We start from the raw sequence: 19,442 nt of genomic DNA, 5'->3' as shown, positions 1-19,442 counted from the left end.
GCCCGACTTCACAGGGAGTTCTGTTATGTCAGCCAGGCATCCAATCATTGCCGTGACCGGTTCCAGCGGTGCCGGTACCACGACCACCAGCCTCGCCTTCCGTAAGATTTTCCAGCAGCTGGATCTGCATGCTGCGGAATTGGAAGGTGACAGTTTTCACCGTTATACCCGTCCAGAAATGGATATGGCGATCCGTAAGGCTCGCGATCTGGGCCGTCATATCAGTTACTTCGGTCCGGAAGCCAATGACTTCGGGCTGCTGGAACAGACGTTTAAGCATTACGGAAAAACCGGGCTGGGTGAGTCGCGCAAATATCTGCACACCTACGACGAAGCGGTGCCGTGGAATCAGGTGCCGGGCACCTTTACGCCCTGGCAGCCGCTGCCGGAAAACACTGACGTGTTGTTCTATGAAGGATTACACGGTGGCGTGGTAACACAGCAGCACAACGTCGCCGAGCATGTCGATTTGCTGGTCGGCGTGGTGCCGATTGTCAATCTGGAGTGGATTCAAAAGCTGGTGCGCGACACCAGCGAGCGCGGCCATTCCCGTGAAGCGGTGATGGATTCAGTGGTGCGTTCAATGGAGGATTATATCAACTTCATCACGCCGCAGTTCTCGCGCACCCACATCAACTTCCAGCGTGTGCCAACGGTGGATACGTCAAACCCCTTTGCCGCGCGTGAAATTCCGTCACTCGATGAAAGTTTTGTAGTGATTCACTTCCGTGGGCTGGAAGGCATTGCTTACCCTTACCTGCTGGCGATGATCCAGGGCTCGTTCATTTCACATATGAACACGCTGGTGGTGCCGGGCGGCAAAATGGGGCTGGCAATGGAGTTAATCATGACGCCACTGGTGCAGCGGCTGATTGAAGGTAAACGGATTGAATAATCCAGAAATTCTGTAGCGGCGGCCGTTTGGCCGCCCGCTGATGTTATCGCTCAATCACTTCGTAACTGTGCGTCATTTTCACACTATTGCCGAGCATGATCGCCACCGAGCAATACTTCTCCGCCGACAGATCGACAGCCCGCGCCACCGCTTTATCGCTTAGCGCGGTGCCGCTAACGATAAAATGCAGGTTGATGTGCGTAAAAATACGTGGCGCTTCTTCACGGCGCTCGGAGGTGAGTTTCACCTCGCAGTCAGCCACATCATTTCGGCCCTTTTGCAGGATCGATACCACGTCAATCGCGCTACAGCCGCCTGCTGCCATCAAAACCATCTCCATCGGGCTTGGCGCTTTGTCACCCGAGTTACCGTCCATTAATACCTGATGGCCAGATGAGGATTCTCCGAGAAAGGTCAGCCCTTCCACCCATTTCACTCGTGCCTGCATTATTCTTTCTCCTGAAGTGGCGGTTTTGCCGCCAGAGTACGCTTTCACTTGATAAACAGCAATCCAGACTCTTCCGCCTGTTGCTGAAGCGAGACAACAGAAGACAGCTTGCAAAAGCTGTGCTACAAACAGTGCTGAAAATATTTTCGTCATCACAGACGAAGGCGGGAAGAATCAAAAGCGTAGCTTAAGAATCACCCGGAAATAATTTTCCTTTACTGGAAACGCTCGACGATTACACCGCCTGACAGGGAAAACTGCCCCCTGTATTTTGGGCACGATTACAACAGAGGATAATAGCGAATGGTTCTCGGCAAACCGCAAACAGACCCTACACTCGAATGGTTCCTGTCCCATTGCCATATTCACAAATATCCGTCCAAAAGCACGCTCATCCATCAGGGTGAGAAAGCGGAAACGCTGTACTACATCGTGAAAGGTTCCGTTGCGGTTCTGATCAAAGATGAAGAAGGCAAAGAGATGATCCTCTCCTACCTCAATCAGGGAGATTTCATCGGCGAACTCGGCCTGTTTGAAGAAGGCCAGGAACGTAGTGCCTGGGTACGTGCTAAGACTGCCTGCGAAGTGGCTGAAATTTCCTACAAAAAATTCCGTCAGCTGATTCAGGTAAACCCGGATATTTTAATGCGACTTTCGTCGCAGATGGCGCGTCGTCTGCAAGTCACCTCCGAGAAAGTGGGCAACCTTGCCTTCCTCGATGTGACGGGCCGTATCGCGCAAACACTGCTTAATCTGGCGAAACAACCCGATGCGATGACGCACCCCGACGGGATGCAAATCAAAATCACCCGTCAGGAGATTGGTCAGATCGTGGGTTGCTCACGCGAAACCGTGGGTCGTATCCTGAAAATGCTGGAAGATCAGAACCTGATCTCCGCACACGGTAAAACCATCGTCGTCTACGGCACCCGCTAATTTCTTATCACCCACGGCGTGATGGCAACATCGCGCCGTTTTTGTTTGCGATGAGCTGATGTGGCGCCGAATCATCTATCATCCTGAGGTCAACTACGCACTGCGGCAAACGCTGGTGCTGTGCCTGCCTGTGGCACTAGGCTGGCTGTTTGGCGATCTGCAAAAAGGCCTGCTGTTCTCATTAGTTCCTGCCTGCTGCAACATGGCGGGTCTCGATACACCACATAAGCGCTTCTTTAAACGCCTGATTGTGGGCGGCTCACTGTTTGCTACCGCCAGTTTCCTGATCCAATTTCTCACCAGTGACGCCATTCCGTTACCGCTGATCCTGTTTGTGCTGCCGCTGTTGATTGGCGTGACCGGCGAAATCAGCCCGCTGCACGGCCGCTTACTGCCCGCTACGCTCATTGCTGCTATCTTCAGCCTCAGCCTGGTGGGCCGCATGCCCATGTGGGTGCCGCCTCTGCTGTATATTGGTGGCACGCTGTGGTACGGCCTGTTTAACTGGTTCTGGTTCTGGCTGTGGAAAGAGCAGCCAATGCGCGAAACCCTCAGCCTGCTGTATCGGGAACTGGCGGATTATTGCGATGCCAAATACACCCTGTTGACGCAGCTTACCGATCCCGAGAAAGCGCTGCCGCCGTTGCTGGCGCGTCAGCAAAAAGCCGTTGACCTGATCACCACCTGCTATCAGCAGATGCACATGCTCTCTGCCAGCCGCGATAACAGCCATAAGCGCCTGACGCGGGCTTTCCAGGTAGCGCTTGATTTGCAGGAGCACATCTCGGTGAGCCTGCACCAGCCGGAAGAAGTGCAAAAGCTGGTCGAGCAGAGTCACGCTGAAGCGGTGATCCGCTGGAATGCCAAAACCATCTCGGCGCGCCTGCGCCTGTTGGCCGATGCCATTCTCTATCATCAGTTGCCCGATCGCTTCCACATGGAGAAGCAACTGGGTGCGCTGGAAAAAATCGCGCGCCAGCATCCTGATAACCCGGTGGGCAACTTCTGCTACTACCACTTCAGCCGCATCGCCCGCGTGTTGCGCACGCAAAAGCCGTTATACACTCGAGACTTGATGGCGGATCGCCAGCGTCGCCTGCCGCTGTTCCCGGCGCTGCGCAGCTACCTGTCGCTCAAGTCCGCCGCATTGCGCACCGCCGCGCGTATTTCGGTGATGCTGATGTTCGGCAGCGCGCTGGCGCTGTTCTTCAATATCCCCAAGCCTTACTGGATTCTGATGACCATCATGTTTGTCAGCCAGAATGGCTACAGCGCCACGCGGGTGCGCATTCAGCACCGTGCGCTGGGCACCTTTGCCGGATTGCTGATCGCCGCAGGATCGCTACAGCTCGACGTCCCCGAATCGATCACCCTACTGTTTATGCTGGCCATCACCCTCGCTAGCTACCTGGTCACGCGCAAGTATTACGGCTGGTCGATGATTGGCTTCACCGTGACGGCGGTGTATTCACTTCAGCTGTTGTCGCTGAACGGGGCGCAGTTTCTGCTGCCGCGCATGATGGATACCCTGATGGGCTGCCTGATCGCCTTTGCCGGTATGATCTGGCTGTGGCCACAGTGGCAGAGCGGATTACTGCGCAGCAACGCGCATGATGCGCTGGAGGCTTATCAGGAAGCCTTGCGAATGTTGCTGGGGCCGGAGCAGTCTCCTGAAAAGCTGGCGTATCAGCGCATGAAGGTCAATCAGGCGCACAATGCGCTCTTCAACTCACTGAATCAGGCATCAAGCGAACCGGGCTTCAACGCGCAGTACCTGAAAGATATGCGCATGTGGGTGACCCACAGCCAGTTCATTGTGGAACACATAAACGCGATGACGATCCTGGCGCGTGAGCACACCATGCTGACGCCGAAGCTGGCGGAACGCTATCTGCAATCCTGTGAAATTGCGCTGCAACGCTGTCAGCAACGGCTGGCGTATGATGGGCCAGGCAATGACAGCAATATTCTGGAAGCGCCGGAGAATATGAATGAAGGGCCGGTAACGATTGTCGAGCAGCATGTGAAGCGCATCCTGCAACACCTGAATGTGATGCACACCATCTCTTCACTGGCGTGGAGCCAGCGACCGCATCACGGCCGCTGGCTGAAAGTGCTACGTCCGAAGGGCTGATTACGCCGCCAGCACTTTCTCAATCGCTTTGGCGAAACGCGCCATACCTTCTTCGATGTCAGTCGGCTCGATCACCAGTGACGGCACAAAACGCATCACATCAGTGCCCGCGGTCAGAACCATCAACCCTTCTGCTGCTGAGGCATTGAGGATATCGCGCGCTTTACTGGCGTGTTGTGGCTTCAGCGCTGCGCCAATCAGTAAACCTTTGCCGCGAATCTCACTGAACAGATCGTATTTGCTGTCGATCGCTTGCAGTGCATCAACGAACTGCTGACGACGGGCCTCTACGCCATCCAGCACTTCTGGGGTGTTGATGATATCCAGTGCGGTTTCAGCAATCGCACAGGCCAGCGGGTTGCCGCCATAGGTGGTGCCGTGCACGCCCGGTGCCATTACCGACGCGATTTCATTGGTGGTTAGCATCGCGCTCACCGGGAAACCGCCGCCCAGCGCTTTCGCGGTGGTGATGATGTCTGGCTTGATGCCGTAATGTTCGTAGCTGAACAGCTTACCGCTACGACCCATGCCGCTCTGTACTTCATCCAGCACCAGCAGCGCTTTATGCTCATCGCACAGCGCACGCAGACCCTGCATAAATTCCTGCGTCGCAGCCACCACGCCGCCTTCACCCTGAATCGGCTCCACGACAATCGCGCAGGTGTGGTCATCCATCACCGCTTTCACCGCATCCAGATCGTTAAACGGCACATGTACGATATCTGCCGGCTTTGGACCAAAGCCGTCGGAGTATTTCGGCTGGCCGCCAACAGAAACGGTAAACAAGGTACGACCGTGGAACGCATTGTGGAAGGCGATGATTTTGCTTTTGAACGGGCTGTGTTTTTTGCAGGCATAGTAACGAGCCAGCTTGAAGGCGGCTTCGTTGGCTTCCGCACCGGAATTACCAAAGAACACGCGATCGGCAAAGGTCGCGGCAATCAGTTTGCTCGCCAGACGTAATGCCGGTTCATTGGTAAACACGTTGCTGGTATGCCACAGGGTTTCACCCTGGCTTTTCAGCGTTTCCACCAGCGCCGGATGGCAATGACCCAGAGCCGTCACCGCGATACCGCCGGAGAAGTCGATATACTCTTTGCCCTGCTGATCCCAGACTCGGCTGCCCTTGCCTTTCACCGGCACGAACTGCGCAGGTGCATAAACAGGCAAAATCACGTTATCGAACGTTTCCCGGGTTACCGCTAGTTTTTCCGCTGCCATTGCCGACCTCATTGGGTTATTTATTGAGCTGAAGTGAAATTATAATCACAAAATATGCATAAAAAATCACACGAAGGCAAACATAAGTTACGTGTCGAGGAAATTAGCCAACAGCTGATGGCCCTGCTCGCTGAGGATACTCTCAGGATGGAACTGCACCCCTTCTAAGGGCAGCGTACGGTGGCGGAAGCCCATGATCTCATCCGGCTCGCCATTACGCAGGCTCCAGGCCGTGACTTCGAATTCTGTGGGCAGCGTCTCGCGCGCCACAATGAGTGAATGGTAGCGCGTAACGGTGAGCGGATTATTAAGGTCGCGAAAAACGCCCCGATTGGTGTGCTGGATAACAGAAGTTTTGCCGTGCATCACCTGCCGCGCGCGCACTATCTGCGCGCCATAGGCTTGCGCAATCGCCTGATGGCCGAGGCAAACACCCAGAACCGGCAAACGCCCAGCAAAATGGCGGATGGCGTCCAGTGAGATACCAGACTGATCCGGCGTGCAGGGGCCAGGGGAGATCACCAAATGGGTGAGTGGCAGCGTCTCCATCTCCGCCAGCGTGATGGCATCGTTACGCACCACGCGTACTTGTGCGCCCAGTTCACAGAAATACTGGTAGAGATTCCAGGTGAAGGAGTCGTAGTTATCAATTAACAGCAGCATAGTGCCCTCAGGCCAGTCAAACCGCCGCTATTCTACGCATTTTACCGGGCTGGGCTCACCACTTTTGCAAACTGCGCCGTCAGCGGCGTCAGATCGCCCGATACACCAGCATACAGTGCGGTACGCCACGCCTCTCGATCCAGCTTATCCCATGTCAGCAGATAACCGGCGTGCAGCGCCAGCTGTTCAAAGAAAATGCGCTGCGTGCGGCCGTTGCCGGCGCGGAACGGATGCAATACGAAGATTTCACAGTAGTAATGCGCAAGCCGCGCAACAAACTCATCCTGTGCCAGGTTTGTCAGTTGTTGTTCATCTTCCAGCGCGCTCATCAGCGCGTTGCCCTCTTTCTCAATATATTCGCAGTGGCAATAGGGTGTCTCATCACGCCAGATATCGATGCTGCGTAACTCCCCTGCCCAACTGTAGAGATCCTGAAACAGCGTGCGATGAATATGGCATAGCCATGGCATGCCGGTGCTGCGCGGACCGAGTTCCAGCGTGGCTAGCCGGGCGGCACTGAAAGCCAGTTCGGCTTTACGCAACTGCACGTCATCATGAATATCGAGGCGGTTTTTCAGCACCGTATCATTGTGCCAGACATAAGGGTCGCGCACGGCCAGCGTGTTATCCGCCATATTGCCTCCTCAGTGACTCAAGTCGCTCTTCATGTTGCTCAGCCGTCATATCGCTGAGTATGTAACCGGCAAGACGGCAACTGGCCTGATAACTGGCCATGCGGCGCTGTTGCCACAGGGTGGCTTTCTGTTTTTCGGTGAGTTGGCTGGTCATGGCGCCTCCGACAAGCAATTTGCCCTAAGTATAAGAGCTAATTTTAGCTTTGCCGGAGAGCAGCAGAACGCGCCGACGAGTGCCGGCGCGTTAAATCATTAAGGCAGGACTTTCGCAGAAAGGATAACAATCGGTTTTGACGGCACATTTTGGTACGGGCCGACATCCTTGGTTGGCACCTGAGCAATCTTGTCGATCACATCCTGGCCTTTCACAACTTTACCAAATACCGCATAACCGAAGTCACGTTGGCCATGATCGAGGAAAGCGTTATCCGCAACGTTGAGGAAGAACTGGCTGGTCGCACTATCTTTATCAGCAGTACGCGCCATCGAGATGGTGCCACGCAGGTTACGCAAGCCGTTGTCGGCTTCGTTCTTAATCGGTGCCACGGTCTGCTTCTGCTGCATATCCGTGGTGAAACCGCCGCCCTGGATCATAAAGCCAGGAATCACGCGATGGAAAATCGTGTTGTTGTAGAAACCGTTGTTGACGTAGTCGACAAAGTTTTTCACCGAAACCGGGGCTTTCTGGTTGTTCAGTTCGAGTTCGATATTGCCCGCAGAGGTGGTGAGCAGCACATGAGTATCCCCTTTAGCGGCCAGAGCCGAAGCGGATACAGAAGAGAGCGCTAACAGGGCGACTGCCGCTGTCAAAGTACGTTTAAACATGAAAGATTCCTTACCATGAAGTGCAAGCTCAAAAACGAGATCGATTGTAAAGAGCAAGTTATATAAGAGCCAGCGTTTTACCGATATTTACGCTGATGTTGCGATTGTCATACTTTTTTGGGCACGCAATCATTTGCGTGATGAAAATCACACTATTAATGAAATATTTCCCGCTCGTTACACTCGTTGTTTATTAAGATCACAGTTGCATTTACAATTCATGACACTTTTTGCCAATCCCGGCGCATCACAGGTTCAGAACATGACAAACCGTAATCGCATTGGCCTTACCTGGATCAGCTTTTTCTCCTACGCGCTCACCGGCGCACTGGTGATCGTTACCGGTATGGTACTGGATAATATTGCCCAATACTTCCAGTTGCCCATCTCAGAAATGAGCAACACTTTCACCTTCCTGAATGCCGGTATCCTGGTCGCGGTATTCCTTAACGCCTGGCTGATGGTGATTGTGCCGTTGAAACGCCAGCTGATTTTTGGCTTTGTGCTGATGATCCTCGCGGTGGCAGGCCTGATGACCAGCCATAACCTGACCATCTTCTCACTGTGCATGTTTGTGCTCGGTGTGGTCAGCGGTATCACCATGTCGATCGGTACCTTCCTGATTACCCATCTGTACGATGGCCGTCAGCGTGGCTCCCGCCTGCTGTTTACCGACTCGTTCTTCAGCATGGCCGGTACCATTTTCCCGATCATCGCCGGTGTGTTGCTGGCTCGCATGCTGCCGTGGTACTGGGTATACGCCTGCATTGGCGTCATTTACATCGCCATTTTCGTTCTGACGTTGATGGTGGAATTCCCGGAACTGAAAAGCGAAGCTGCCGTACAAGGTGGCGAGAAAGAGAAATGGGGCATCGGCGTGCTGTTCCTGTCGATCGCGGCGCTGTGCTACATCCTTGGTCAGCTGGGCTTTATCTCCTGGGTGCCAGAGTACGCGACCAAATCGATGGGTATGGACATTGCGGCAGCCGGTCAGTTGGTGGGTAACTTCTGGACCGCGTACATGGTCGGCATGTGGGTGTTCAGCTTCCTGCTGCGCTTCTTCGATCTACAGCGCATCCTGATGGTGCTGGCCGCATTGGCGACGGTACTGATGTACTGGTTTGTCACCACCAACGACGCCAGCATGCTGCACTGGATCATCATGATTCTCGGCTTCAGCTCCAGCGCCATTTACACCACCATCATCACCCTCGGTTCGCTGCAAACCAAAGTCTCTTCGCCGAAGCTGGTGAACTTTATCCTCACCTGCGGCACCGTCGGCACCATGCTGACCTTTGTGGTCACCGGCCCGATTGTGGCGAAAGGCGGCGCACATGCGGCACTCTCTACCGCGAATGGCTTGTATGCCGTGGTGTTTGTGATGTGTGTGCTGCTGGGCTTTGTGACCAAACATCGCCAGCACGGTCATATTACGCACTAATCGGTGACGTGCAGGGGTGAACGTTCGCCTCCGTTGCCTGGTGCTGTAGCAAGAGAGTGCGCAGTGATGCGCACTCTTTTTTATTAAGCGACTATCGTCGGAATGTCACCGCTTCTGCCTCGCCCAAATAGATTTCACTGCTCGCGGGCTGCGTTGCCGCCACCACGCTTCCCTGCCGTATCGAATAGCGCACGGGCACTTGTCTGCGCACCGCATCAAAGCCACTCTCAGCCGGCAGAATAATCAGACTGGCATAGTCACCCACCGCCAGACCGTAATCCTTCAATTGCAACGTTTTCGCGCTGTTGGTGGTAATCAGACTCAGGCCGTTGTCGATCTGTTCGTAGCCCATCAACTGACAGACATGTAATCCCATATGCAGCACCTGCAGCATGCTGGCCGTGCCGAGCGGATACCAGGGATCAAACACATCATCATGGCCAAAACAGACGTTGATGTCGGCGTCGAGCAACTCTTTCACTCGCGTGATGCCGCGACGTTTGGGGTAGCTATCAAAACGTCCCTGCAAATGAATGTTCACCAGCGGATTAGCCACAAAGTGAATCTTCGACAGCTTCAGCAAGCGGAATAATCGCGAGGTGTAGGCGTTGTTATAGGAGTGCATCGCCGTGGTGTGGCTGGCGGTGACGCGTTCGCCATTGCCATCACGATGTGCCAGCGCCGCCACGGTTTCGACAAAGCGCGATTGCTCATCATCGATCTCATCACAGTGTACATCCACCATGCGGTCATAACGGTTGGCGAGCGCGAAGGTTTTATGCAGCGATTCCACGCCATATTCGCGAGTGAACTCGAAGTGTGGGATGGCGCCCACCACATCGGCGCCGAGACGCAATGCCTCTTCCAGCAGTGCTTCACCATTTGGATAGGAGAGAATTCCCTCCTGCGGAAACGCCACGATTTGAATATCGATCCACGGCGCCATTTCCGCTTTCACTTCCAGCATCGCTTTCAGCGCGGTGAGAGTGGGATCGGAAACATCAACGTGGGTACGCACATGCTGGATACCGTTGGCAATTTGCCACTTCAGCGTCTGCTGTGCGCGCTGTTTGACATCGTCATGGCTGAGCAGCGCTTTGCGCTCCGCCCAGCGTTCAATGCCTTCAAACAGGGTGCCGGACTGATTCCAGGCAGGCTGCCCGGCAGTTTGCGTGGTGTCGAGGTGAATGTGCGGTTCGATAAACGGCGCACTCGCCAGCCCGCCTTCGGCGTCCAGTGCGTCACTCTGATCCACGATTTGCGATGGCTGGGGACGTATCGCCGCAATTTTTCCACCGTTGATTTCCATTTGCCACAAGCCCTGCTGGCCCGCTAAGCGCAGATTGTTGATCCACTTCAGTGACCGGTTCGCCATGCCATCCTCCTGTTCAAAGCAACAGGTTAAGCTAGCACGAAAAACTGTCTGTCAGCGTCATCGATTTTTCGGGTGTCATTATTGGCGCCCCAGCGAGTGACTTTTCACGGCGCCATCGGCAGTGACCCGTTCTGCACAATATTCAACCAAATAAGTCACTTATCTATTTCGTTCAAAATCAATTACATACCTCAAAATAGGTATATGAAGATGCGCTTGATGTGCATCAATAAGCGCCTGATGTAGCGCGCTATCGTAAGCGCAGATACCGCAATTTTTGAGGCAAGCATGAGCAAGCACAGTGTCGTGATCATTGGCAACGGCATGGTGGGCCACCGCTTTATAGAAGAACTGATCGATAAAGCCGAGCCCGGCCAATTTGCCATTACCGTCTTTTGTGAAGAACCGCGCGTCGCCTATGACCGCGTCCACCTTTCCGCCTACTTCTCCCATCACACCGCTGAAGAGCTGTCACTGGTTCGCCCCGGCTATTACGAAAAACATCAGGTCAAACTGCTGATCGGTGAACGGGCGATTACCATCAACCGCGACGAAAAACTGATTCACTCCAATTCCGGTCGCGCGGTGCATTACGACACGCTGATTTTTGCCACCGGCTCTTATCCGTGGATACCGCCGATAAAAGGCGCCGAAGGCAGCGACTGCTTTGTCTATCGCACCATCGAAGATCTCAACGCCATAGAAGCCTGCGCCCGCCGCAGCCAACGCGGTGCCGTGATTGGCGGCGGTCTGCTTGGCCTCGAAGCGGCAGGCGCACTGAAAAACCTCGGTATCGAAACCCATGTCATTGAGTTCGCACCCGGATTAATGGCGGAACAGCTGGATGCGCAAGGTGGCGAGCAACTGCGTCGTAAGATCGAACAAATGGGTGTGCGTGTGCACACCGGCAAAAATACCCAGCAAATTGTGCACCACGCTAAAGGCGGTAAGACGCTGGAATTCGCCGATGGCAGCGCGCTGGATGTCGATTTCATCGTGTTCTCCACTGGCATTCGTCCGCAAGACAAGCTGGCAAAACAGTGTGGGCTGGAAATCGGCCAGCGTGGTGGCATCGCCATCAACGACCGCTGCCAGACGCGCGATCCGGCGATTTATGCCGTCGGCGAATGCGCAGCCTGGCAGAACCGGCTGTTCGGCTTAGTCGCGCCGGGCTACAAAATGGCACAGGTCGCCAGCGATGCGTTGCTTGGACGCGACAGTGCCTTTTCTGGTGCCGATATGAGCGCCAAACTTAAGTTGCTGGGCGTGGATGTCGGCGGTATCGGCGATGCGCATGGCCGCACACCGGGCGCGCGCAGCTATATGTGGCTCGACGAACAGAAACACATCTACAAGCGCCTGATTGTCAGCGAAGACAACCGCACGCTGCTCGGCGCGGTATTGGTCGGTGACACCAGTGATTACGGCAATCTGCTGCAGCTGGCGCTGAATAACATCGCGCTGCCCGATAACCCTGAAGGTTTGATATTGCCAGCAGGCAGTGGCGAGAAGCCGGTATTGGGCGTCGATTCCCTGCCGGACAGCGCGCAAATCTGCTCCTGCTTTGATGTCAGTAAAGGCGATATCGTCAAAGCGGTGCAAGGCGGTTGCCATACCGTGGCGATGCTGAAAAGCGAAACCCGTGCCGGAACGGGCTGCGGCGGCTGCATTCCGCTGATCACTCAGGTGCTCAACGCGGAACTGAGCCGCCAGGGCATCGAAGTCAACAATCACTTGTGCGAGCACTTCCCCTATTCGCGCCAGGAGTTGTATCACCTGATTCGTGTCGAAGAGATCACTTCCTTCGATGCCTTACTGGCGAAATACGGTCAGGGTTATGGCTGTGAAGTGTGCAAACCGACCGTGGGTTCGCTACTGGCCTCCTGCTGGAACGACTATGTGCTCAAGCCACAACTCGCGCCACTTCAGGACAGCAACGATCTGTTCCTTGGCAATATCCAGAAAGATGGTACCTACTCGGTCATCCCGCGCTCACCCGGGGGCGAAATCACGCCAGAAGGGTTGATGACGATCGGTGCGGTGGCGCGCCAGTACAATCTTTACACCAAAATCACCGGCTCGCAGCGTATTGGCCTGTTCGGTGCCCAGCGTGATGACCTGCCTGCCATCTGGTCGCAGCTGATTGATGCCGGATTTGAAACCGGCCAGGCGTATGCCAAAGCGTTGCGCATGGCAAAAACCTGTGTGGGCAGCACCTGGTGTCGCTATGGCGTCGGCGATAGCCTCGGCTTCGGTATCGAGCTTGAGAACCGCTACAAAGGCATTCGTACACCGCACAAAATGAAGTTTGGCGTCTCGGGCTGCACGCGCGAATGTGCGGAGGCACAGGGCAAAGATGTCGGCATTATCGCGACGGAAAAAGGCTGGAATCTGTATGTGTGCGGCAACGGTGGCATGAAACCACGCCACGCCGATTTGCTGGCAGCGGACCTGGATCGCGATACCCTGCTGACTTATCTCGACCGCTTTATGATGTTCTATATCCGCACCGGTGACCGCCTGCAACGTACCTCGCTGTGGCTGGAAAGCATGGAAGGCGGTATCGACTATCTGCGCAGCGTGATTATCGATGACAAACTCAGCCTGAATGCGCAGCTGGAAGCTGAACTGGCGCGCCTGCGGGCTGAAGTCGAGTGTGAATGGGCGGCGACGGTGAACGATCCCCGGCAGCACATCCACTTCAGCACCTTCATCAACAGCGATCAGCGCGATCCGCTGGTGCAGCACGTCGCTCAGCGCGATCAGCATCGTCCGGCAAGCCCTGCCGAGCGTATTGCCATCACCCAGATTGAGGAGATCGACGCATGAGCCAGTGGCATTCCGTGTGTGAACTCGAACAAATCCTGCCTGCCACCGGCGTCTGCGCGCTGGTGAAAGGCCAGCAGATTGCCATCTTCCGTCCGCATGATGATGAGCAACTCTATGCGCTGAGTAACATCGATCCTTTCTCCGCAGCCAGCGTGCTGTCACGCGGCCTGATTGCCGAACATCAGCACACGCTGTGGGTCGCCAGCCCGCTGAAAAAACAGCGCTTCCGTTTAAGCGACGGCGTCTGCCTGGAAGATGCCGCCCGTTCCGTGGCGAGCTATCCGGTGCGCGTTACTGCGGGCCAGGTCGAAGTGTGCGCCTGACAGAATTCTTTTACTTTATGAGACGTCACTATGTTTACTGACACCCTGAATACCTGCGCCGCCAACGCGGCGCGCATTGTGCGTACGGCACAGCACAGCCCGCTGGCCTTCTGGATCAGTTCGGCGATGGCGGGCGCTTACGTTGGTCTCGCCATCATCCTGATTTTCACCCTCGGCAATCTGGCCGATCCAGCCTGGCGTCCGCTAGTCATGGGCGCCACCTTTGGTATCGCTCTGACCCTGGTGATCATTGCAGGGTCAGAACTGTTTACGGGTCATACGATGTTCCTTACCGTGGGCGTTAAAGCCGGTACCATTAGCCAGGGTCAGATGTGGTGTGTGCTGCCGCAAACCTGGCTGGGCAACCTGATCGGCTCGGTATTTGTCGCCCTGCTCTATTACTACGCGGCAGGCGCGATGCTGCCCAATGCAGGCGCACTGATTCACAGCGCCGCGCTGGCGAAAACCACGCAACCGGCAATGGCGCTGTTCTTTAAAGGGGCGCTGTGTAACTGGCTGGTGTGTCTGGCGATCTGGATGGCAGTGCGCACCGAAGGCACGGCAAAATTCATTGCCATCTGGTGGTGCCTGCTGGCCTTTATCGCCTCCGGCTATGAGCACTCTGTCGCGAATATGACGGTCTTTGCACTGTCGTGGTTTGGTCAGCATAATGCCGAACTCACCTTGAGCGGCATTGGCCATAACCTGCTGTGGGTGACGCTGGGTAATATGTTCTCTGGTATGGTGTTAATGGGCCTCGGTTATTGGTACGCCACCCCGCAAGCTCAAAGACCGCAAGTGGCGACACAAGCCGCTGCGCTCAAATCGGTTTAAATGTTTCTAAGCCCACGAACCTCGTTATGTGAATCACGTTATCAACATTAACGGTCACACAGATTTGCAGCGGCGCAATTTATTGCGCGTGTTTAAGCGCCTGCGCGATAAATCGCGCCGCTACGGATTATGCGTACCGAAACTAAGTTGCTTAACTGATGATCATCACGTGGCTCGCGGGCTTTTTTGAGGATGAGCGATGGACTATTTTCCACTGTTTTGCCGCCTGAAGGGCAAACGCTGCTTACTGGTTGGCGGTGGCGATGTGGCAGAACGCAAAGCGCGCCTGCTGCTGGATGCCGGTGCCGATCTGCACGTCGGCGCACTGGATTTCTCCCCTGTATTTCAGCAGTGGGCCGAGCAGGGAAAGTTGCACCTCATGTCCGGCACCTTTCAAGAATGCTGGCTAGAAGGCTGCTGGCTGGTGATTGCCGCCACCGACGATGACGCCGTGAATCAGCAAGTGGGCGATGCCGCCGAAGCGCGCCGCATCTTCTGCAATCTGGTGGATGCACCACAGGAAGCCAGCGCTATCATGCCATCGATTATCGATCGCTCCCCGCTGATGATTGCGGTGTCCTCCGGTGGTCGTGCTCCGGTGCTGGCTCGCCTGCTACGCGAGAAGCTGGAAGCGATGCTGCCACAGCATTTAGGCCAACTGGCTTCACTCGCTGGCACACTGCGCAGTCGGGTGAAGAACACTTTCGCCAGCATGGGACAGCGCCGGGCTTTTTGGGAACGCTTCTTTGCCAGCGATCGTTTGGCACAAACGCTGGCTAATCGCGACCAGCCACGCGCCGATCATATCGTTGATACGCTGTTCAATGCGCCGCTGTCACAACAAGGTGAAGTGGTGCTGGTGGGCGCGGGTCCGGGCGATGCCGGATTGCTGACACTGAAAGGGTTGCAGTGTATCCAGCAGGCCGATGTGGTGGTGTATGACCGCCTGGTATCCGAACCGATTCTAAACCTGGTGCGCCGCGATGCAGAGCGCATCTTTGTCGGTAAACAGGCGGGACATCACTGCGTCCCACAGTCACAAATCAACCAGCTTCTGCTGGAGCAGGCCCAGAGCGGCAAACGTGTGGTGCGGCTGAAAGGCGGCGATCCCTTTATTTTTGGTCGTGGCGGCGAGGAGCTGGAGGTGCTGGCACAGCACCACATTCCGTTCAGCGTGGTACCGGGTATTACCGCCGCATCGGGCTGTGCCGCCTACAGCGGCATTCCACTGACACACCGCGATCACGCCCAGAGTGTGCGCTTTGTTACCGGCCATCTGCAACAGCAGGGCGAAATTGAGTGGAGTAAGCTGGCAGCAGAACAGCAAACGTTGGTGTTCTACATGGGCCTGAATCAGGCACCCGAGATTCAGCGCCAGCTGTTGCAACATGGCATGGATGCAACAATGCCGGTCGCCATCGTGCAGAACGGCACGACATCAGAGCAACGGGTAGAGACCGCAACGCTGGCTGAACTCAACACGCTGGCGCAGCAGTTTGCCAGCCCAGCGCTGATTATCGTCGGGCGCGTGGTCAGCCTGCGTCGCCAGTTACGCTGGTTTTAAACATAAAAAACGGCGAGTCATGACAACTCGCCGTTGTTAGATCATACCGCTCGTCGCTTAAGGCTGAGCCACAAAACCCACTGCTTCGTAGACTTTCTTCAGTGTCTCTTGCGCCTGCGCACGGGCCTTGGTGGCACCATCGCGCATGACCTGATTCAGGAAAGCTTCATCATTACGGAAACGATGATAACGCTCCTGCAGCTCAGTCAGCATGCCGGAAACCGCTTCCGCCACTTCGCCTTTCAGGTGGCCATACATCTTGCCTTCGAATTCCTGCTCCAGCTGCGGAATCGACTTGCCGGTGACACCCGACAAGATATCCAGCAGGTTAGAGACACCGGCTTTTTCTTTGACATCGTAACGCACGACTGGCGGCTCGGCGGAGTCAGTTACCGCGCGTTTGATCTTCTTCACTACCGCTTTGGTGTCTTCCAGCAGGCCAATCACGTTGTTGCGGTTGTCATCCGACTTCGACATTTTCTTGGTCGGTTCCAGCAGCGACATCACGCGTGCGCCTGATTTCGGAATAAACGGCTCAGGAATTTTGAACACATCGCCATACAGTGCGTTGAAACGACCGGCGATATCGCGGCTCAGTTCCAGATGCTGCTTTTGATCTTCGCCCACTGGCACCTGGTTGGTCTGATACAGCAGAATATCGGCCGCCATCAGCACCGGGTAATCGAACAAACCCGCGGTGATGTTTTCAGAATAACGCGCGGACTTATCCTTAAACTGCGTCATACGGCTCAGCTCGCCAAAGTAGGCATAGCAGTTCAGCACCCAGCTCAGCTGCGCGTGCTCAGGCACATGCGACTGCACAAAGATGGTGCTTTTTGCCGGGTCGATACCGCAGGCAAGGTACAACGCTAACGTATCCAGCGTGGCTTTGCGCAGCGCAGCGGGGTCCTGACGAACGGTAATGGCGTGCAGATCGACGATGCAGTAAATGCAGTGGAAATCATCCTGCATCTGCACCCACTGACGCAGCGCACCCATATAGTTGCCAATGGTCAGTTCACCGGAAGGCTGGGCGCCGCTGAAAACGATGGGTTTGCTCATGTTATATCCTGATAATTACAGCCCGAGAGCGGGCAAAAGTTCGCTAAAAGTATCGAGAGTTAAATCGGGTTGGCTGGCGGCAATCGGCTCGCCATAGTTGTAGCCAAAAGTCATACCGACATTGGGTACACCCGCAGCCTGAGCTGCGTGAATATCATTACGAGAATCACCGACAAACAGTAATTCTTTTTGCAGTACGCCAAAGTGACCCAAAACAAGGAAGATCGCTGCCGGATGGGGCTTTTTCACCACCACATCATCACCGCCAATAATCAGCGTGAAGAAATCGGCAATGCCCAGCGATTGCAGCAAAGGCGCGACAAACGGCGTCGGCTTATTGGTGACGATGGCCATCGGCAAGCCTTTGGCGTGCAGCGCCGCCAGCGTCTCTTTCACCTGCGGAAACAGCGTGCTGCCCGCTTCCACCGTTTCGGCGTAGTACTTATCGAACAACGAGCGCGCGTCTCGCTGCTCCTCGGCGTGCGGTTCGCGGCCTAATGCCCAGGTCAGCGCGCGTGTCATCATCACATCTGCGCCATTGCCAATCCAGGTGGAGGCCAGCGCAACGCCGGGCGGCGGCAACTGCAAATCACCTAAAGCATGATCGATGGCCTGGGACAGACCCGGTGCGCTATCGACCAGCGTACCATCGAGATCAAACGCCAGCGCGTGGATATCAGTGAAATGAGCCATTAACTTTCTCCAGTTCGCCGCGCATTTCGTCGATCACTTTTTTGTAATCGGGGTGACCAAAGATAGCTGAACCAGCCACAAACATATCCGCACCTGCCGCCGCGATCTGACCGATGTTATCGATCTTCACGCCACCGTCCACTTCCAGACGGATATCGTAACCGCTTTGATCAATCAGACGACGCGCCTGACGCAATTTGTCCAGCGTGCCAGGAATGAAAGATTGACCGCCGAAGCCAGGGTTCACTGACATCAGCAGAATGATGTCGAGTTTATCCATCACGTAGTCGAGGTAATCGAGTGGCGTCGCCGGATTGAACACCAGACCCGCTTTACAGCCGTGCTCTTTGATCAGTTGCAGCGTGCGGTCAACGTGCTCACTGGCTTCAGGATGGAAGGTAATGTAAGTTGCGCCCGCTTTAGCGAACTCTGGAATCAGTGCATCCACCGGTTTCACCATCAGATGCACATCAATCGGTGCCGTAATGCCATAGTCGCGCAGCGCTTTCAGCACCATTGGCCCCATGGTCAGATTAGGCACATAGTGGTTATCCATCACGTCGAAATGCACCACATCCCCGCCTGCTGCCAGCGCTTTGGCGGTATCTTCGCCCAGGCGAGCAAAGTCAGCAGCAAGAATTGAAGGGGCCAGCAAAAATTGTTTCATCCGATTCTCCCAATTTTGTGCGCCAGCCAGAGCTGGCGTAATGCGTTGGTCGCGGACGAAACAGGCTAGCGGAAAAGCGCCAGCAGTTCGTCAACCTGAGTGCGACCACTTATGCTTCGGCTGATGGAACGCCGGGCTTTGACTACGTGTAAAACCGCATTCTGATACCACTCACGCGTAAGCAACGTGTCGTGGTTGGAAATCAGCACCGGTATGCTGTTTTCATGTGCCAGCTTATTTGCCAGCTCGGCCAAATGCTGCTGCTCGCGCAGGCTAAAGCTATTGGTGTGGTACGCGGTAAAGTTCGCCGTCGCCGACAAAGGCGCATACGGCGGATCGCAATAAACCACTGAGCCAGCAGGGGCGTTGTTCAGAGTAACATCGTACGATTCACAGACAAAGGTCGCTTTTTGCGCCCGTTCGGCAAACCACAACAGCTCCGCTTCCGGGAAGTAAGGTTTGCGATAACGACCAAAAGGCACATTGAACTCACCGCGCAGATTGTAACGGCACAAACCGTTGTAACCATGCCGATTGAGATAGAGAAACAGTAATGCACGCTGATATTCATCTTTGCTGGCGTTAAATGCCAGACGTTGCGCGTAATAGGTCTCTGCGATATTACCTTCAGGCGTGAACAGTTGCCGCGCGTCTTCAATGAACTCAGCCGTGCGGTTTTTAACGATGTTATAGAGATTGATCAGGTCACCGTTGATGTCCGCCAGGTGATAGCGATCATAATCGGTGTTGAGGAACACGGAACCGGCACCCACAAAAGGTTCGACTAAACAGTCACCTTGTGGCAAATGACGACGGATATCGTCAAGCAGCGGGTATTTCCCTCCGGCCCATTTAAGGAAAGCGCGATTTTTCTTCATGCTGTCGTGGTTATTACAT

The 19,442-nt window shown here is 55.1% G+C and carries 19 protein-coding genes; 8 read left to right on the top strand and 11 right to left on the bottom strand.

The window, feature by feature from the left end; genetic code table 11:
• Window positions 1-25: 25 nt before the first annotated feature.
• Window positions 26-895, top strand: coding sequence for a phosphoribulokinase (locus tag ACCW76_RS14465; RefSeq protein WP_038644305.1), 870 nt, complete (start codon window positions 26-28; stop codon window positions 893-895).
• A 43-nt stretch (window positions 896-938) separates the two neighbouring features.
• Here the strand turns inward: ACCW76_RS14465 and ACCW76_RS14460 are convergent, their stop codons facing one another.
• Window positions 939-1,343 (bottom strand): OsmC family protein, encoded by a 405-nt coding sequence (locus ACCW76_RS14460; protein ID WP_038644303.1) that lies wholly within the window; start codon window positions 1,341-1,343, stop codon window positions 939-941.
• 303 nt (window positions 1,344-1,646) lie between these two features.
• Between ACCW76_RS14460 and crp the strand changes: the two genes are divergently transcribed.
• Both crp and ACCW76_RS14450 read left to right on the top strand, forming a co-directional pair.
• Window positions 1,647-2,279, top strand: coding sequence for a cAMP-activated global transcriptional regulator CRP (gene crp, locus ACCW76_RS14455; protein WP_000242758.1), 633 nt, complete (start codon window positions 1,647-1,649; stop codon window positions 2,277-2,279).
• Window positions 2,280-2,337: 58 nt separating this feature from the next.
• Window positions 2,338-4,413 carry a YccS/YhfK family putative transporter gene (locus ACCW76_RS14450; protein WP_038644300.1) on the top strand — a complete coding sequence of 692 codons (2,076 nt, stop codon included), beginning with the start codon at window positions 2,338-2,340 and terminating at the stop codon, window positions 4,411-4,413.
• Here the strand turns inward: ACCW76_RS14450 and argD are convergent, their stop codons facing one another.
• From argD to ppiA, 5 genes are all read right to left on the bottom strand, one after another.
• Window positions 4,414-5,634, bottom strand: a complete 1,221-nt coding sequence (argD, locus tag ACCW76_RS14445) for a bifunctional acetylornithine/succinyldiaminopimelate transaminase (protein WP_436338920.1) — start codon at window positions 5,632-5,634, stop codon at window positions 4,414-4,416. It lies immediately after the preceding gene.
• An 87-nt stretch (window positions 5,635-5,721) separates the two neighbouring features.
• On the bottom strand, window positions 5,722-6,297 hold the full coding sequence (locus ACCW76_RS14440) for an aminodeoxychorismate synthase component II (protein ID WP_436338918.1): 576 nt from the start codon (window positions 6,295-6,297) through the stop codon (window positions 5,722-5,724).
• A 41-nt stretch (window positions 6,298-6,338) separates the two neighbouring features.
• A complete protein-coding gene (locus tag ACCW76_RS14435; RefSeq protein WP_436338916.1) occupies window positions 6,339-6,932 on the bottom strand; it encodes a putative adenosine monophosphate-protein transferase Fic in 594 nt (197 codons plus the stop codon).
• Window positions 6,922-7,086, bottom strand: coding sequence for a YhfG family protein (locus tag ACCW76_RS14430; protein ID WP_436338915.1), 165 nt, complete (start codon window positions 7,084-7,086; stop codon window positions 6,922-6,924). The genes ACCW76_RS14435 and ACCW76_RS14430 overlap by 11 nt, the downstream gene beginning before the upstream one ends.
• Window positions 7,087-7,184: 98 nt before the next feature.
• The gene (gene ppiA, locus ACCW76_RS14425) at window positions 7,185-7,757 is read right to left on the bottom strand and encodes a peptidylprolyl isomerase A (protein ID WP_166936265.1); all 573 of its coding nucleotides are present in this window, start codon (window positions 7,755-7,757) and stop codon (window positions 7,185-7,187) included.
• 262 nt (window positions 7,758-8,019) lie between these two features.
• Here ppiA and tsgA point away from each other — a divergent pair, with 262 nt between their 5' ends.
• Complete coding sequence (tsgA, locus tag ACCW76_RS14420) at window positions 8,020-9,198, top strand: MFS transporter TsgA (protein WP_436338913.1); 1,179 nt, start codon at window positions 8,020-8,022, stop codon at window positions 9,196-9,198.
• Window positions 9,199-9,289: 91 nt separating this feature from the next.
• On the opposite strand, the gene ACCW76_RS14415 is transcribed toward tsgA, so the two are convergent.
• Entirely contained in the window at window positions 9,290-10,573 is a 1,284-nt protein-coding gene (locus tag ACCW76_RS14415) for a cytosine deaminase (protein WP_436338911.1), read from the bottom strand.
• 288 nt (window positions 10,574-10,861) lie between these two features.
• Between ACCW76_RS14415 and nirB the strand changes: the two genes are divergently transcribed.
• From nirB to cysG, 4 genes are all read left to right on the top strand, one after another.
• A complete protein-coding gene (nirB, locus tag ACCW76_RS14410) occupies window positions 10,862-13,402 on the top strand; it encodes a nitrite reductase large subunit NirB (protein WP_436338909.1) in 2,541 nt (846 codons plus the stop codon).
• On the top strand, window positions 13,399-13,725 hold the full coding sequence (gene nirD / locus ACCW76_RS14405; RefSeq protein WP_038644290.1) for a nitrite reductase small subunit NirD: 327 nt from the start codon (window positions 13,399-13,401) through the stop codon (window positions 13,723-13,725). The genes nirB and nirD overlap by 4 nt, the downstream gene beginning before the upstream one ends.
• Before the next feature lie 30 nt (window positions 13,726-13,755).
• Window positions 13,756-14,559, top strand: coding sequence for a nitrite transporter NirC (gene nirC, locus ACCW76_RS14400; protein ID WP_436338907.1), 804 nt, complete (start codon window positions 13,756-13,758; stop codon window positions 14,557-14,559).
• 199 nt (window positions 14,560-14,758) lie between these two features.
• A complete protein-coding gene (cysG, locus tag ACCW76_RS14395; RefSeq protein ID WP_436338905.1) occupies window positions 14,759-16,123 on the top strand; it encodes a siroheme synthase CysG in 1,365 nt (454 codons plus the stop codon).
• A 57-nt stretch (window positions 16,124-16,180) separates the two neighbouring features.
• Here the strand turns inward: cysG and trpS are convergent, their stop codons facing one another.
• From trpS to dam, 4 genes are all read right to left on the bottom strand, one after another.
• Window positions 16,181-17,185: a tryptophan--tRNA ligase gene (trpS, locus tag ACCW76_RS14390; protein ID WP_034819607.1), complete on the bottom strand. Its 1,005-nt coding sequence runs from the start codon at window positions 17,183-17,185 to the stop codon at window positions 16,181-16,183.
• A gap of 15 nt (window positions 17,186-17,200) precedes the next feature.
• Entirely contained in the window at window positions 17,201-17,878 is a 678-nt protein-coding gene (locus tag ACCW76_RS14385; protein ID WP_436338903.1) for a phosphoglycolate phosphatase, read from the bottom strand.
• On the bottom strand, window positions 17,862-18,545 hold the full coding sequence (rpe, locus tag ACCW76_RS14380; protein WP_034819612.1) for a ribulose-phosphate 3-epimerase: 684 nt from the start codon (window positions 18,543-18,545) through the stop codon (window positions 17,862-17,864). The genes ACCW76_RS14385 and rpe overlap by 17 nt, the downstream gene beginning before the upstream one ends.
• Before the next feature lie 65 nt (window positions 18,546-18,610).
• The gene (dam, locus tag ACCW76_RS14375; protein ID WP_038644286.1) at window positions 18,611-19,423 is read right to left on the bottom strand and encodes an adenine-specific DNA-methyltransferase; all 813 of its coding nucleotides are present in this window, start codon (window positions 19,421-19,423) and stop codon (window positions 18,611-18,613) included.
• Window positions 19,424-19,442 lie beyond the last annotated feature (19 nt).

The organism is Pantoea sp. C8B4 (assembly GCF_051336905.1).
In the GTDB taxonomy this organism is placed as follows: domain Bacteria; phylum Pseudomonadota; class Gammaproteobacteria; order Enterobacterales; family Enterobacteriaceae; genus Pantoea; species Pantoea rwandensis_B.
The sequence above is the reverse complement of the archived record's forward strand: the minus strand, read 5'-3'. Positions and strand labels throughout refer to the sequence as shown.